Genomic DNA, 17,349 nt, shown 5'->3' with positions numbered 1-17,349 from the left:
GAAGCACAAAATGTCTGCCAGAATGCTTGATGGGCGCACGCTTTCAAAAGAAATCCGTGCAAGTTTATTTGAAAGGTCATTACGCATAAAGAATAATGGCCGTGCACCAGGTTTGGCCGTTATATTAGTCGGAAATGACCCCGCGTCAAAGGTATACGTCAGAAACAAATCGAAAGCCTGCGATGAGTGCGGAGTCATGTCAAAAGTTTTTCTTTTTCCAAAGACCGTATCAGAGCATGAGTTGGTTGAGTTGATAGAAGAGCTAAATGCTTCCAATGAAATAGATGGTATCTTAGTTCAGCTTCCGTTGCCTGAGCATGTAAACGTGCGAAATATCATAGGTTGCATCTCGGCAAGTAAAGATGTGGATGGATTCCATTTGTACAATGTTGGGGGTTTGGTAGTAGGTGGTACGATATTTCCACCTTGCACCCCTTATGGCGTCCAATTATTGCTGGAAACCGCGAAAATTGAAGTCTCAGGTAAAAATGTTGTTATTGTTGGTGCTAGCAACATTGTGGGAAAACCTATGGCGTTGATGTTGCTCCAGAAAGATGCCACTGTGAGCATATGCCACATAAAAACAAATGATTTATCACTCTATACAAGACTGGCAGATATTCTCATTGTTGCTGCAGGAAAGCCCGGATTAATAACTGCTGATATGGTGAAAAATGATGTTGTCGTGATTGACGTAGGCATTAATAGGATGCCAGATGGATCAATAACAGGTGATGTGGATTTTGACAATGTGAAACATAAAGCCTCATGGATCACTCCAGTGCCTGGAGGAGTGGGGCCAATGACTGTAACAATGCTCATTGAAAACACGATAAAAGCGGCCGAATTGAGAATGTCTATTAATAACTTGGAGGTTACAAAGTGGAGCAACAAAATCAGGTGTAAGGATTATCCAAATTACTTAGTCAAGTTTGATATGCCAACCGTAATTATTGCAGGAACAGAGAACGAGGTAAAAGAATGTTATGAGGTGTACCGACAATTGCGCCCAGCTCTCACACGAAAATCCTTTACTGAACAAATCTTGCGACAAATGAAGAGTGATAACTATAAAATAGCTTGTATAAAGAAAGACGGTAAGGTAGTCGCCTGTGCAGGATTTAGGATATTAGAAACACTTTCTTGGGGGAAAGCGCTGTATATTGATGATCTTATAACTGACGAAATGAGTCGTAATAGAGGACACGCAAGCCACCTTATTACGTGGTTACAAGAAGAGGCTAAACGCCTATCCTGTAAACAGCTTCATCTGGATTCAGGATTCGCGAGGATAAATGCTCATAGATTCTATCAGAATTCAGGATTTCATATAAGGTCGCTACATTTTTCGAAGGAACTTTAAGCTGTGTTATTTATCGGGTGTCTATTTAATCGTGATTAAACCATAGAAATGGCAAATTCCAGCGCTAAAAAGTCTAGACATGGCTATTGTGAAGACTTTTTCGTGCCCAGTTCTGAGAGCCCAGAGAGTTACTCTGTCTTGATTTCGAGCTTTACGGGTGATAAGGAAGTTAATGAAGACTACGTCTGTTTCCATGTTGGGGAGTTGAAACAACTTAACACTCACGGAAGCGTGCTTATAATAGCTGATGGGCTTAGTGGTGGGAAAGGGGGGAGGGTTGCCGCGGAGCTATTCTCTAGGTGTTTTGCGGATGGTTATTTTAGTAGTAAAGAGAGCTTACCTCCAGAGAAAAATGTAGGTCATATTTTTGATTCTATTAATAAATGGCTAGTATCCATGGCGAAAATTGATCGAGCCCTTGAAGGCATGGCAGCCTCCTTTTGTGTGGTCATTATTCGTGCTTGGGAATGTTATATATTTCATGCCGGCGATGTCCGGTGTTACTTGTTAAATGATAATCAACTTCAACAGATAACTTCCGACCATGTGGTTTCGGCTCTATATGGTCAGTACATAACGCGAGCTATTGGTCTTGAGTCAGAATTTATCGGTGAAATGAACAAGATTACTATTTCAGATAACGATAAGATTATTGTATGTTCTGATGGTCTGCATAGGTTCGTTACGCACAACCAGCTAAGGAAATCTCTAGTAAATGCTCATTTTCTGGGCTCGTCTACAATTGACGATTTGGTTAATTGTGCACGACTTAATGGTTCTAAGGATGATATTTCTATTGGGATTTTGCAATGCCTGGAGATACCCAAAAAAAGTTATATGTTTTACGAGAGCCAGATTGATCACCTGCCAATAGGAAAATGCCCACACCCTGGTGATTTGGTAGACGGGTTTGCTATTCTTAATCTGATTCACGATGGGTATTATAACAAAATATTTCTTGTAGAACCTGTCAGCTCCCCTGGCAAAAAATATGTCATGAAATTTCCAAACCATAGGACGTTACGGAATAAGAGCATTTTAAATACAATTGCTCGCGAAAAATGGGTTTCTTCTGTTGTATCGAGCCCGTGGCTTGCTGAGGTCATAGAAAACTTTATTGCTTCACCGAGTCAGATTTATTTGATGGCACCATACTATAACGGGAGCACGCTAGAAAAAGCCATTCGTGAAAATAAGTTATCATTTTCTGAAAGCCTTTTAATTACCAAAAAGGTGTCATATGGGCTATATGAGTTACATCGCCATGGGATTATACACAGAGATGTTAAGCCAGATAATATTATGATTGTAAATGATAATGATGTTAGAATAATGGATTTTGGATTCGCTCGTATCCCCGGACAGATTGGTAGCGAATTTGATGTTGATCTAGGAACGCCAGCTTATTCTGCACCTGAGTTAGTGGGTGGCAATCTCGCAGATTCGAGATCTGATGTATATTCATTTGGAGTTACTTTATATTATATGTTTTCTGGTGGTAAAAGTCCGTTTGGGATTGATGGATATAAGAGTCTTGAGCGATATATTAATATTCCAGCATGGCTAGATGGAATTGTAAGGAAAATGCTTTCACGCAATCCTGATGAAAGGTTTTCTGATACTTTGGAAGTTGCTTATGAGATAGATAAATATATTGACCTATCTCGTGAATGGAGAGATACCAAAACAAAATTACCGCTTATCATGAAAATTAGTCAAGTAAATCGGTGGAGAATTATTTCTTTTATATTTCTTATGGTGATATTTTTCCTGTTTTTTGAAAGATGAATTCAAGACGCATTAATACGTTAACCGATTGGCTGATGTTTTTTCTGCACAGGTCCAACGTTCAAGTGGAGGGTGGCTTTCGTTAGTGGCGCCAAGTAAACGTCTCGGCAGTTTGGCTGAATTAAATTGGAGTGTGCACCGGCATCATGAGAATATTCTGACGCAGAATTTATGCTGACACTTTATGAAACATCGGTCGTAACCCTGATGATGCTATTTTATGCTCTGGAAGCAAGATAATCCTGGTTTACTTTAGCCTTTTCTGTTTCGTGCCTTGGTTCGGCTGCGTACGGCTTTCTTGCAGGAACGTGGCCATTTGGTGTGGTTGAGACTATCTGGAACCTAGTGGCATTGCGCAAATGGTATGTTCTTTATTTGCGCAGGCATGATTAGATGCTGGAGGCGTTGATCTTTATTCACGCCTAATAGCGAATGATTGGTTACGACGCTACCATGCTGCCGTTGAGCCCTGGTGGTCGGCAGCAGACTGGAAGCGGACATCCAGTGATAGCAGGTGAAAGACCCATTGGGCAAACTCGCCGTATCGACCTCAAATAGTGCGCGGGGAACATGGCCCCTAAATTATTGCAGAACGCAACATTTGTGCAGGTGAATCTGCAGGTATTGCGTTCCGGTGCTGAACGCGCTTAAACCAAAGCCGACCCCGCTATTCTGGGGTCAGCTACTTATACTACTCGTCTCCGATCAGAACCAAAACCCGGTTTCTAGAATATCTCTTAACTGATCAGGCCTATTACCAGTGCCGAAACCAGAGGAATAGTTGGTAAGGTGAACATAAGAGAGTTCATCCCGAATAAAATACCCGTTATCTGCATAAGTTGGTGTGATCATCACTCCGAAAGCGCTGGAGCCTGCACCGTAACCAAAATATCCGCCCGTCGCCGCCGTACCCTCACCGGTTGAATTTGCGCGTTCATAGTCGACACCAGCTGCGATAGACCAGTTCTTGGTGAGATAATAGTCTGCGTGGATCATGGCGCTGATATTGTTGGAACTTTGAGTCGTACCAAAAGCCCGATTGATCGGAGTGTACATGTACTGCACTTCCGGAGTTATGGTAAAATTCGAACCGCTGTAAGTGTAGTAAAGACCATAAATATTACTATTGTCGTATACCAGTGAGCTATCTACATAACCATTCTTGGAGAAGCGTAAAGTGCTCACATCATTGACCGTGCCTGTATGCCCTGTATTTCCATCTGCGTAGAGGGAAACTGAGTTTTCCGGGTTGATCGTATAGGTCAGCAAGCCCGATATTACGTTATAACGATTAGAAAAATATCCGTCATTCCAAGAAACCGATGCAGATACCGGCCCATAGGAATAGTTGATCTGGATGCCGCGACTAAATGACGGTTGAATAGTCCACGGAAATCCGCCCTCTATATTCATGCGGTTATAATCAAGTGTTCCAGTATAACCAATCAGTGTGGGAAGCTGTCCGATGCTAACAGAAAAATTACTCAATGGCGCAATGGTCAGATAGGCAGACGGGAGTGCGGTAAAGTCTTGTAAGGCAGTGCTTGCGGAATGGAAGGGTTGCCCAAGGTTCGGAAAATTGTAGGCACCGGCAGTCAGATAAAACTGTATAAGGCCGGTAGGCTTACTGATGGATATCAAACCGTTGGTTATCCCGGCACCAAAATTTTTACCGTTGAGGCCTGTGCCAGCAGGGTTGGTCTGTGCAAAACCCATAGCAGAAGCAACACCCTGGACGTCAAGCTCTCCTAGGGGACCGGCATTAAATTTGAGCGGTGGTGGAATGGAGAAACCATCTGCGTATGCTAATCCGGAAAGCCCGGATAGCAAGCCAAATACGAAAGCAATAGATTTTGTTCTTTTTGACATGTTAAGGCTCCTATATTTAATTTCAGAGAAAATGTAACTTTTTGATTCAATATAAAAATAACCGGCAGAAATGCCAGATATTACGCTATCAGTAAGCATTCATGGTGTGCCGATGACCGGTATCTATTCGGATGGTCCTGGTTTTTTCAGCTTCATGAACAATGTTAGACTTTGCATGTCAATTATGTGACCTTATTTATGTACTTTATCCTCCTTATAAAATCCCATAGTGGCAATTTATCAACGGGAATCAATGCCGCAGTACACCCATTTAATAGAGGTAATATCAAACACACTTCACAGGAATATTTTTTAATGTTCCAACGTCTTTACACATGTCATGACATTCCTTATCCAGGGAGCAACATAGGGAACATATTGGACCGTCATGTGCAGGACAACATGCCATATCTTCTTTTTCATATTCGAAACCACAGCTCACGCAATTGAGTACATCGTGATGTGTACCCGCGTGATAGTGCGGATCTCTCGCAATGTAGTATTTTCCCTTCGTCAGGATGGCTATTATCGGCGAAAGCGTAAACGCAAGAAATAAGGCAATAAAAGCACTGAATGACTCACCCCAGGGACCGAATGCCCCGAAGAAAGCAGCCACCGACACAATAGAGGCAATGACCATCGCACCGAAACCTACAGGATTAAAGTTGTAGAGATGGGCTCTCTTGAACTCAATATAAGATGGGCTCAACTTAAGAAGAGGTTTGTTAATCACCAAGTCTGCAACGATGGCTCCAATCCAGGCGACAGCAACGTTTGAATAAAATCCGAGGATGGTACCCAGAACCGAGAACATATTGCCTTCCATCAAGGCGAGGGCTATACCTACGTTGAGGAAAATGTAGATCACTCGTCCAGGATGGCGATGGGTCAGGCGCGAGAAAAAGTTAGACCACGAAAGTGATCCGGAGTAAGCGTTAGTCACATTGATTTTGATTTGTGACATAAAGATAAAAATAGCGGCGAGAATCAGTGCTGCTGCCGGGAATGCATATCCAAAACCTGTAATATACATATGAATTGGTTCATTGGCCTTGGCAAGGGGGGTTCCGTGTGTTGCGGCAATAGATGACAGAAAAGAGCCCATAAGCTGCTTCGTGGCACCAAGAACGACCCAACCAGGACCAGCGGCTAGGACGGCAAACCACCACTTCCACTTCTTTGCTGGTTTAATCGTCGGCATAAAACGAAGATAATCTGCTTGCTCGCCGATTTGCGCGATAAGTGAAAGGGCAATTCCGGCGGCGCTTCCCCAAAGCAATGGGTCGAACCCTGCGCCGCTAGGAGACTTGCCACCGAAATGAATCCACGTAGCGACAGTCTGAGGATCTTTGATCAGTATTGCTGCGATAGGGATAATGAATAGACTGATCCAAATCGGATTTGTCCATTTTTGAACTACTGACAGCGCCGTCATGCCGAATACCACCAAAGGTATAATAATCAGTGAGGAAATAATATAGGATATGGCGATGGGTATACCAAAGAAAAGCGTAAACGCCTGGGACATCACGGATCCCTCAAGCGCGAAGAATATAAAAGTAAACGAGGCATATATCACGGATGTTATCGTTGACCCAAGATACCCGAAGCCTGCACCGCGCGTCAGAAGGTCAACATCAACATTATATTTTGATGAATAGTAGGCTATTGGGATGCCTGTTAGAATTATAATAATCGCAGCTGTCAAAATGCCCAAAAAAGCATTGGTAAAGCCATACTGGATGGCCAGCGAACCACCAATGGCAAGATCTGCCATATAGGCAATACTACCCAGCGCCGCCATCGCGACTCCGTATTCTGACCACTTGCGAAATCCAGAAGGTGCGTAACGTAACGAATAATCTTCAAGAACCGGGTTATTTACAAACCCGCTAAATAGTCGCTTAGCCCTTTTTTCAGCGCCCCTTCTTACTTCTGTAACCATGATGTTTCTCCTTAAATGTCGCTGTTCATCCGGTTGACCACGACTAGCCACAAGACTGGTATATTGGCTCATTGAAATTTATGTATTATGTTTCATCTCAGTTCCTTGATTTTTCGCAGGTGTAAAAATGTGATTTATATCCCGCACTTTTACCTATTGTTCACGTCCATCAGGTGTTACTTTTTTCGAGGCGAGCTTCGTAAAGCATGCTTAGGGTGATCTTGCGCACTTCAAGGCGACTAGCATCGATGTGCGATCTCAGGAGTCGCTGCGCTTCACCAATGCGGCCGCGATGGATTTGTTCGAGAATCGCGGCATGTTCTTCATAGGTCGCGGAGACTCTTTGTGGCTTGGTGAAGTCCAGTCGGCGAATAATGCGCAACCGTTCCATGACGTCGTGATGAATACGCCACATTTCTGGATTCTCCCCTGCCGCCACCAACCCGGCATGGAAATCCTCATCCAGCATCCAGACGGTCTTCGCATTGCTTTCCCGCAAATCCGGCGGACAACACCAGGTCTGCATTAAAGCTCCGATACTTGACACCTTGTCCTTACGCGACAGGCGCTGTAGGGAAGATTCTTCCAGAAGGATTCGCACTTCGTAGATTTGATCGAATTTCTCGAAGTCCAGTGGTCGTACCTGCCAACCCATTCGGGGCAAGACGCTTACGTATCCTTCACGCTGTAGCCGGAAGAGCGCTTCACGTACCGGAGTGCGGCTCACCTCCATGCGTGCGGCAATCTCGTTTTCGCTGAAATGATCGCCCGGCAGCAGGCGGAAATTGAACAGATCCTCTTTTAACCGTCGGTAGGTGTCCTCCGCACGGTTCAGCGGGACCAGTGCGTCGCTTTCTGTGGCGTAGTTATGCATAGCGTCATTACTCCTCAGTATCGATAACCAGTAGTGGCATACCATGGCTCACCAGATCTCCCGTCTTGTACTGCAGACGGGTAATCTTTCCGGCACAAGGCGCACTGATAGTGAATTCCATCTTCATGGCTTCCAGAATTACCAGCGGTTCGCCAGACTGAATCGATTGCCCTGGCTCTACCAGAAATTTCCAGACACTACTGGTCATATCAGCACAAACCGTGATTTCATGTTCTTGGAGGCCCATGTCTTGTTCCATAGACGCCAGCACCGCTGCCTCGGGGCTACGTTCTTCCTCCGACCACAGAGTGATTTCCTGTGCGAAGGCATCGTCCTGGCGTGACTGGAAGGCGGCGATGGCCTCTGCGTTTTCTTCCAGGAATCGTTCATACTCACCCAGGTCGAAGACCGTCTCCTCCATGCGGATCTCATGGCGACCATAGCGAAACGCATCCCGAAGTTGTGTCAGGGTTTCCTCGCTGACCGGATAGAAGCGAACCTGATCAAAGAAGCGCATCAACCAGGGCTTGCCATTCATGAATTGCGGGTTGCGCAGGTAAGTGTTCCAGATGGGTAGGGTACGACCGACGAGTTGGTATCCGCCGGGAGAGTCCATACCGTAGATACACATATACACCCCGCCGATACCGACAGTGCCCTCGGCGGTAAAAGTGCGCGCGGGGTTGTACTTGGAGGTGCGCAAACGATGACGCGGATCGACCGGTACCGCGCAGGGCGCTCCTAGATAGACGTCTCCCAGACCTAGCACCAGATAGGAAGCGTTGTAGATGGTGTCGATCACTTCCTGAACTGACTCCAGCCCATTGATACGGCGAATGAACTCGGCATTGCGCGGCAGCCAGGGTGCGGTATCGCGCACCGACTGGCGGTAGCGACTGACCGCGTCCAGGGTCGCGCTATCCTCGAAGGTGAGGGGAAGATGAACGATGCGTCCCGGCACTTGCATACGCTGGATTGGTGGAAGCCCGTCCTCGATCTCTCGTAACACGGCGAGCAGGCGTGCTTGATCAATGGTCCGGCTGTCATAACGCACCTGCAACGAACGCACGCCGGGCGAGAGCTCCTCAATGCCCGGTTCGGCGCGCGCTTTCAGAGCCTCCATCAATGCATGCACACGAAAACGCGCGCGCAGATCCAGAACGTTGTCCCCATATTCGAGCAAGACATAACTGTCCCCAGCCTGACGATAGGCGACCCCGGGCAATCCCGACTGGGCAGGACGCAAATCCAGTACCGGTTCCCCCTGTAGACAGGCCGGAGGCTGATTCAGGCAAAGACCAGGCAGCGGCGTCAAGGTTCGGATGGCGCCGTCCCGAAGCACTTCCAACTGACGGGCGGTGGCGAAATCCAGGGGCACAAAGCGCACCCAGTCGCCTGGCTTGACTTGTCCCATTTTCCACAGTTCAGCTTTGGCAATGGTGGCGGGACAGACAAAACCACCGAGACTGGGGCCGTCCTTACCCAGAATCACTGGCATATCGCCGGTGAAGTTGATGGCGCCGATGGCATACTCGGTATCGTGGATATTGGATGGGTGCAACCCCGCTTCGCCGCCATCCGACCTGGCCCATACCGGACGGGGACCCATCAGACGGATACCGAGACGATTGGAGTTGTAATGTACCTCCCAGTCGGTGGAGAAAAACCGGTTGATGAATTCGGGAGAAAAGAAATCGGGCGCGCCATGGGGACCATAGAGCACACCGATGGTCCAGTGCTGCGCGTATTGGGGAATCATCGGTACAGGCACTTCAAGCATTGCGACTGCAGATACAGCCGTTCCCAGTGCCAGCATGTCGCCGGTGCGGATCGGCCGCCCGCAGTGTCCGCCAAACTGGCCAAGGGCAAAGGTGCTGCGGCTACCGAGATAAACCGGCACATCAAAACCACCGGCAACGGCCAGATAAGCACGGCAACCCGCCTCCACCCGCCCCATGTCGAGCACCTGTCCGGCGCGCACCAAGATGGTGCGCCAGCCCTCTACGGGCTGACCATCCAGGGTGGCCTTGAGTGGAGCGCCGGTCAGAGCGATGTGGGTCTCAACGTGAAAACGGATCCTCACGCCGACAAGGGTACATTCGAGTCCTGCCGCGCCCTTTGGGTTGCCGACCAGACGATTGGCAAGATCAAAGGCGTAGTCATCCATGGGTCCGGAAGGTGGCACACCGATATGCCAATAGCCGACCCTGCCAGGATTGTCCTGGATGGTGCTGTAGGTGCCACCCTCCAACACCTCGGCCACCCGGGGGTGATACTGGAAGTCGCTCAGTGCAGTTGTGGATAACCGGGCATCGACAAACAATGATGCGCGGGAGATCTGGCGCAAGTAGCCGAGGTTACTGACGATTCCGCCGATGCGGGTCTGATCCAGGGCGCGTTGCAATTTTTCCAATGCCTGCGCACGGTCCTCGCCATGCACGATGAGCTTGGCGATCATCGGATCGTAGAAGCTGGAGACCTCAGTGCCCCCTTCGACATAGCTATCGACTCGCACATCTTCGGGGAAATGGACCTCTGTGAGCAAACCGGGCGATGGCTGGAAGTCCTTGAGGGGGTCCTCCGCATAGATACGGGCCTCAATGGCTACTCCCCGCGATTCCGGACGCCGGGAGAGTTCTGGCGGGTTGCCTGCCGCTGTGCGCAACATCCATTCTACCAGATCGATACCAGTGACCATCTCGGTGATCGGATGCTCGACCTGTAGTCGGGTGTTTACCTCCAGGAAATAGAAAGCGTCACGCTCCGCTTCGTACATGAATTCAACCGTTCCGGCATTACGGTAGGATACCGTCCTCCCCAGACGTTCGGCCGCAGTGAACAACGCTTCCCGCGTTGCCGGAGGCATATTCGGTGCCGGAGTTTCCTCGATCACCTTCTGGTTGCGCCTTTGCAGGGAGCAGTCGCGCTCGCCCAAGGCCAGCACTCGGCCCTGGCCGTCACCGAAGATTTGCACCTCCACATGCCGCGCGCGGGCGACGAAACGCTCCAGAAATACCCCGGAGTTGGCAAAGAAGCTTTGCCCCAGTCGTTGCACCGAAGCGAAGGCCTGACGCAGTTCCGCTTCGTCATTGCAGCGGGTCAGGCCGATACCCCCACCACCAGCCGTGCTCTTGAGCATGACCGGATACCCAATACGCGCAGCTTCGGCGCAAGCCTGATCCACATCGATCAATAGCCCGGTTCCCGGTGCGAGCGGAACGCCAGCTTCGATGGCAAGCGCGCGGGCCGTATGCTTGAGGCCAAACTGACGAATCTGTTCAGGAGTCGGGCCGACGAAGGCGATACCGGCCTGTTCGCAGTTTTCCGCGAAGTCCGCGTTTTCGCTCAGAAACCCGTAGCCGGGGATAACCGCATCGACGCCGGTCTGTACGGCGATCTCGAGAATCCGTTCTGCCTGGAGATAGCTTTCCGCAGCGCTGTGGCCACCCAGTCCTACCGACTCGTCAGCATCCAACACATGCCGCGCGTGACGATCAGGTTCTGAATAGATGGCGACGCTCGCGATACCCAATCGGCGCAAACTGCGCTGAATGCGCACTGCGATTTCGCCCCTATTGGCGATCAAGACCTTGCGAAAGGTATCAGCCATGGTCCTTTTCCTTTGGATCGCTGGCAAGGCTAGCCAGATAGGCACGCCAGCCGCCTAGACGGGTGATGTCGCGGGCGCCCTTTTCAGCCAGCCCCTCGCAGATAAAGCCTTTCACCGCACGACCATCACGGAGAATCACCGTGCCGATGCCCAGCGGGGCATGAACCTCGCGCATCAATCCACCCAGCGCCATCTCGCTCATAGACCACAGTTCGACCTCGATACCCTCGTCGCAAACGTCTATGTCGGTGCGGATCAATCCCGGTTTTGGCGGCACGGTATCGGCGAGTGCCAAGAGCCGATAGTGCGATGCGGTACGGGTGGTCTCCAGATAGCTGGCCCCACGGCTGGTGAGCTGGTGATTGAGGGGTTGACCGCGCAGGTGGGCGCCGACCACTGCCACCATAATGCCTGTGAGCTGAGGATCATGAATATGGGGCGCCGGCGCCATGTGGTCGCATATCCCCAGCTTCCAGGGCATGATTAACTGCCAATGGGTAGCAAAGGCCAGCAACGCCGCGTCCCGAAAGGCGGGCGCGATGACGGTGACACCAAAGGGCAAGCCATCGGCGCGCAGACCGGCAGGTAGAGCGAGTGCGCAGAGATCGGCGAGATTGACGAAATTGGTATAACGCCCCAACTGCGCATTCTTTCCAACCGGATCGGCCTCAACTTCGGCAATGGTTGGTAAAGTCGGCGCTGTAGGCACCAACAGTGCGTCCACCTGTGAGAAAATGGCTTCAATCTGTGGCAACAGGGCTTGGCGTTGATACTGTGCCCGAAAAGTATCGACCGCCGAGAATCGCTCACCGTCACGAATGATTCCTTCCACGACAGGATTTGCTACTCCTGTGTGCTGCGCAAGAAAATCTCCAACTGCAGCAGTGCGTTCCGCCACCCATGGACCGGAGTACAGCAGGGAGGCCAGCTCATAAAGAGGGCTGAAATCTACTGGAACGAGCTTCAGGCCAGCCGCTTGGGCCTGTGCGATGGCCTGGGACCATGCCTCGGCCTGAAGTTGATCGCCATACCATTCGGTGCCGTCCGGGATACCAAGAACGGTCGGGCTCAAAACTGGGATAGAAGGCGTTGGCCGTGACCAGATATCGCGCAGATCGTGCCCGGTGACAAGATTTAAAACATGATGGGCATCATCAACGGTCAGGGCCAGGATGCCTACGCAATCCAGGGATGCACACGCCGGCACGATGCCTCTCGTACTAATGCGTCCACGTGTGGGTTTCACCCCAATGATATTATTGAAACCCGCCGGAACCCGACCTGACCCGGCCGTATCCGTGCCAAGGGCAAAAGGCACCCAACCTCTGGCGACAGCAACAGCCGAGCCTGAACTCGAACCGCCCGATACGTACCTCTCGTCAAAGGCGTTTGGCACCGCGCCCCAATGCGATCGGGTGCCTACCAGCCCTGTCGCGAACTGGTCCAGATTGGTCTTGCCAATCATGATAGCTCCGGCAGCCCGTAGCTGTTCGACCACACCCGCATCTGCGTCCGCCTCGTACGCAAACTCACGGCAAGCGGCGGTGGTAGGCCAGCCGCCCACATCAATGTTGTCCTTGACGGCGAACGGCACGCCACGCAACGGCGCATCAATCGGCAAGGCACGAACGCGGGTGATTTCCATATCCAGCATTTCGCTACTGATCAGGCTGATCCAAACTGGATCCGAAGGATTTAGTCCAGCAACATGCCGCCGGAGCTGTGTGGCACCCTCATTAAAGTCCCTATCGAAGGTTTCACGCCAGTCCGTTAGAGTCAGGCAGGTTTTGGTATGGTTAGGCATCTAGTGTTCCTTCTGGTATACAAGAAGGAATGCAAGCAAGGCGCATGCCAGAGCAGATAATCGCATTTCAACAGTGCAGCCATCGTGCCTATTGGTCACTCAATATACTGATAATAAAAGCCAATAATTCACAAATAGCTACTCGCTGGGGTGGCTTCTGGTGAGGAGACTGCAATTCTGCAATCCACCTTCGGAGTGGCTAATGCACTATTTTGGTGAGGTATGCACCACTACGATGTATGCACGGTTACACTTATTGACGAATTTATCTCAGACCCGGAATCTGCTGAATGCTGCTAGACCTCCAGCGGATTCTGCTCGGCGGAACCAGATTGATTGGTGCCATTCGTGATTATACAGATCCAACGTCTGTCACAACGTGGAAATCTAAAAAGAACTTTTCTCGTGGTGGTCTTGTTGGATTTGGAATGGCGTCGAATTTTCAGCCTCGTGTGAGTTTAACCAAATTCACTCAAGTTTCCGTTAGTATCAGCATGTTCTGTCCTGTACTCACTGCTTCGCCCTCGCGACAGAGCAGACGATCAACCACCCCTGAGAAAGGTGCCTCAATGGTCATCTCCATTTTCATCGATTCTAAAATTATTAACGTGTCGTTGGCCTGAACGTGATCCCCTGCTTTAACCAGTATCTTCCATATGCTACCCGCAAGAGGGCTAGCCAACGATCGCGCACCTGCGGCAAGATTCAAATCAATGTCACTGGTGTCCTCAGCTACCGTTACGTCATTGATCCAATTGGCTTGGCCAGACTGGATCCAGCGCTCACGTTCTTCGGCAAAAGCCTGACGTTGTTGGTCGCGGAAAAGGGCAATATCATCAGTCTCTTTGGCCAGAAAATGACGATAATCCGCAATGCGAAAAGTGTCTTCGCGGATATCCAGAACGTAGCGCCCATGCAGGAAGTCGGTACGGATGGTTTCCAGTTCTGCCGTACTAACGGGAAAAAAGCGGATCTGATCAAAAAAACGCAGGAGCCATGGCTTACCGTCCGTAAATTGCGCAGTCTGCCGCCAGCGGTTCCACATTTGCAGTGTGCGACCGACGAATTGATAACCGCCAGGTCCCTCCATACCATAAACACACATATAGGCCCCCCCGATACCCACAGCATTTTCCGGTGTCCAGGTACGTGCTGGATTGTATTTTGTAGTAACCAGTCGATGCCGAGGGTCCAGGGGAGTAGCAACTGGTGCTCCGAGATACACGTCGCCTAGGCCTAGTACCAAGTAGCTAGCGTCAAACACGATTTTGCGCACTTCTTCAATGCTGTCCAGCCCATTGATACGGCGGATAAACTCGATGTTGGATGGACACCAGGGAGCGTCTTTACGTACTCCAGCCATATATTTGTCGATGGCCAGTTGGGTGGCAGGATCGTCCCAGGAGAGTGGCAAATATACGATACGTGTGGGTACTTCCATGAGATCAACCGCAGGCAATTCCTCTTCTGCACTGCGTAGCAGTTCAAGGAGCCCGGCCAGAGGTAATACACGGTTATCATAATGAATTTGTAGGGATCTGATGCCCGGTGTCAGATCAATAATGCCGGCCGGGCAACGCAATCGCAGGTTTTCTATCAACGCGTGAACACGGAAACGCAGCTCCAGATCCAAGATCGGCGGCCCATATTCAACGAGTAGATACTTGTCACCCGCTACACGATATACCACGCTTATTTCATTTTCCTGAGCGTTCGGTGGGACAACGATAGGTGCTTCCAGGACTGGTGATGCGGTAGTTGGCGGGTCCAGAGGGGTCGAAAGGCTCTCAATCGCCGTGTCTTGGGATAACTCCAAGCGGGCAGCTTCTTCTAAGCTTATGGATAGGAAACGTACTGTATCACCAGGCCGCAATTGGCCCATCTTCCAAAGATCTGCGGCAACAATCACTGCTGGGCAGACGAAACCGCCCAAGCTCGGACCATCTGGACCAAGGAGAATCGGCATATCACCGGTGAAATCCATCGCGCCTATAGCATAGGCATTGTCATGAATATTGGATGGATGTAATCCAGCCTCCCCCCCATCGCTGCGAGCCCATTGGGGCCGTGGACCGATGAGTCGGACGCCGGTCCGATTAGAGTTGTAGTGCACCTCCCAGTCTGTGGCAAATAACATATCTACATCATCTGCTGTAAAAAAATCAGGCGCACCATGTGGCCCATAGTGTACAGCGATCTCCCAGTGCTTGTTGTAAGTCGGACGTACTGCCTTATCTACATACACGTCAGGGCACGCCCGGGGATTGGAACCAATGTGCAGCACATCACCAGTACGCAACACACGACCGACATGACCGCCAAATTGTCCGAGACTAAACGTGGCCCGACTACCCAAGTACAACGGCGCGTCAAAACCACCAGATATCGCCAGGTATGACCGACAACCGATATCACTTAGTTTGCCAAACTCGAGAACACTGCCAGCACACACCGAATGACTGCGCCACAAATCCAATGACTGTCCGTCAATGGTCAGTGGTAGCTCAGCACCGGTGACGGCAATAATGCAGTTATCATTAAATTTAAGGGTAGGACCACTCAGCGTGATTTCCAAAGTTGCTGCGTCAGGGGCGTTGTTGAGCAGACGATTGGCCACCCGATGGGCGAGAGAATCCATAGGCCCCGAGGGAGGCACACCGACATCCCAATACCCCAACCGCCCTGGCCAGTCCTGCAGGCTAGTCTGTACGCCTGGTTCAATCACATAGACAGTAGGTGCATGGTAGCCTAGCCGCGTGAGATATTGCGTGGTCTGACGCCCTGCCTCAAAAACCCCATCGGCAACAATCTGTCGCAGATAAGCGAGGTTGGTCTCAAATCCATAAATTTTGGTGCTCTCTAAGGCTGAGCCCATAAGAGAAAGAGCATCATCTCGATCCTTACCAAGAACGATGATCTTGGCCAGCATGGGATCATAATAAGCGGTGACTTCACTGCCCGCCTCAACCCAGGTATCTACCCGAGCATTCTGGGGAAAGATTACTTCACTCAACATGCCTGCGGCTGGTTGAAAGTCTTTTCCTGGATCCTCGGCGTAAAGCCGTACCTGAATGCTGTGGCCACGTGGAGAATGAACATGGTTTGAAATAGGGGATTCGCCTGCGGCCTGCCGCACCATCCACTCTACCAAGTCGACGCCGCTGACCTCTTCACTCACCCCATGTTCGACCTGTAAGCGGGTATTAACCTCTAGGAAGTAGAAGTCGCCCGAGTCCGCGTCAAGAACAAACTCGACCGTTCCTGCGTTACGATAGCAAACCGACTGCATCAAGCGTACCGCCGTATCACAAAGCGCGAGCCGCACAGATGTCGGCAAATTAGGCGCTGGGGTTTCCTCGATTACCTTCTGATTACGTCGCTGAACCGAGCAATCTCGCTCTCCCAGATGGACTACCTGTCCATCTCCGTCACCGAAGATTTGCACTTCGATGTGGCGTGCAGCCTGGACATATTTTTCCAAATAAATGCCAGCCTCTTTGAAGTTGGCGCGTGCAAGACGAGCTACACGGGCAAAGGCGTCTTGCAGAGTGTCTGCGTCCCAAATAAGTTGCATGCCGATGCCACCGCCACCAGCGGTACTCTTAAGCATGACAGGGAAGCCAATGCGCTTGGCCTCGACCATGGCATGGTCGACATCGGACAATAACCCAGAACCTGGCAGAAGAGGCACGCCCGTTTTGTGTGCGATCTCTCTTGCCGTGTGCTTTAAACCAAAAGAACGCATGTGCTCAGGCGATGGTCCGATAAACACCATACCGGCATTTTCGACTGCCGCAGCAAAATCAGGATTTTCTGATAAAAAGCCATATCCAGGATGGATGGCGTCAACATGATGAGCAATGCCTGCACGTAAAATTGCATCTTCTCGAAGATAGCTCTGGCTTGCGGGGGATGGTCCTATATGTGCTGACTCGTCAGCCATGAGCACATGCGGACTGAGGCGATCTGCATCCGAATAAACCGCAACAGAGTGGATACCCATCTTCCTGAGGGTTCGAATAATTCGGACCGCGATAGCTCCACGATTCGCAATAAGGACTTTATTGAACATATAGTTATCTCGGCAGGCCGTCCT

The 17,349-nt window shown here is 50.3% G+C and carries 8 protein-coding genes and 1 pseudogene; 3 read left to right on the top strand and 6 right to left on the bottom strand.

Translation table 11 applies throughout. The features are described 5' to 3' along the window. Nucleotides 1-10: 10 nt before the first annotated feature. The 3 genes and pseudogenes from folD to PJU76_RS09455 form a co-directional block, all read left to right on the top strand. A pseudogene (folD, locus tag PJU76_RS13630) lies at nt 11-856 on the top strand (bifunctional methylenetetrahydrofolate dehydrogenase/methenyltetrahydrofolate cyclohydrolase FolD); the annotation flags it as partial. After that, complete coding sequence (locus PJU76_RS13625) at nt 854-1,363, top strand: GNAT family N-acetyltransferase (protein ID WP_334212481.1); 510 nt, start codon at nt 854-856, stop codon at nt 1,361-1,363. The pseudogene folD and the gene PJU76_RS13625, both read left to right, overlap by 3 nt. Before the next feature lie 102 nt (nt 1,364-1,465). Then, the gene (locus PJU76_RS09455) at nt 1,466-3,151 is read left to right on the top strand and encodes a bifunctional protein-serine/threonine kinase/phosphatase (protein ID WP_271779328.1); all 1,686 of its coding nucleotides are present in this window, start codon (nt 1,466-1,468) and stop codon (nt 3,149-3,151) included. Nucleotides 3,152-3,856: 705 nt separating this feature from the next. Here PJU76_RS09455 and PJU76_RS09450 read toward each other — a convergent pair. From PJU76_RS09450 to uca (PJU76_RS09425), 6 genes are all read right to left on the bottom strand, one after another. Beyond that, nucleotides 3,857-5,020, bottom strand: coding sequence for an outer membrane beta-barrel protein (locus PJU76_RS09450; protein WP_271779327.1), 1,164 nt, complete (start codon nt 5,018-5,020; stop codon nt 3,857-3,859). Nucleotides 5,021-5,306: 286 nt separating this feature from the next. Continuing rightward, a complete protein-coding gene (locus PJU76_RS09445; RefSeq protein WP_271779326.1) occupies nt 5,307-6,965 on the bottom strand; it encodes a purine-cytosine permease family protein in 1,659 nt (552 codons plus the stop codon). A 169-nt stretch (nt 6,966-7,134) separates the two neighbouring features. Next, nucleotides 7,135-7,839 carry a GntR family transcriptional regulator gene (locus PJU76_RS09440; RefSeq protein ID WP_271779325.1) on the bottom strand — a complete coding sequence of 235 codons (705 nt, stop codon included), beginning with the start codon at nt 7,837-7,839 and terminating at the stop codon, nt 7,135-7,137. Between the two features lie 7 nt (nt 7,840-7,846). After that, on the bottom strand, nt 7,847-11,449 hold the full coding sequence (gene uca / locus PJU76_RS09435; RefSeq protein ID WP_271779324.1) for an urea carboxylase: 3,603 nt from the start codon (nt 11,447-11,449) through the stop codon (nt 7,847-7,849). Further along, nucleotides 11,442-13,253, bottom strand: a complete 1,812-nt coding sequence (gene atzF, locus PJU76_RS09430; protein WP_271779323.1) for an allophanate hydrolase — start codon at nt 13,251-13,253, stop codon at nt 11,442-11,444. The genes uca (PJU76_RS09435) and atzF overlap by 8 nt, the downstream gene beginning before the upstream one ends. 472 nt (nt 13,254-13,725) lie before the next feature. Continuing rightward, nucleotides 13,726-17,325: an urea carboxylase gene (uca, locus tag PJU76_RS09425; RefSeq protein ID WP_271779322.1), complete on the bottom strand. Its 3,600-nt coding sequence runs from the start codon at nt 17,323-17,325 to the stop codon at nt 13,726-13,728. Nucleotides 17,326-17,349 lie beyond the last annotated feature (24 nt).

The sequence above is a fragment of the Acidithiobacillus ferriphilus genome, from assembly GCF_028215975.1.
GTDB classification, from domain to species: Bacteria; Pseudomonadota; Gammaproteobacteria; order Acidithiobacillales; family Acidithiobacillaceae; genus Acidithiobacillus; species Acidithiobacillus ferriphilus.
Note: the sequence above shows the minus strand (reverse complement) of the source record. Positions and strands in the feature narration are given on the sequence as shown.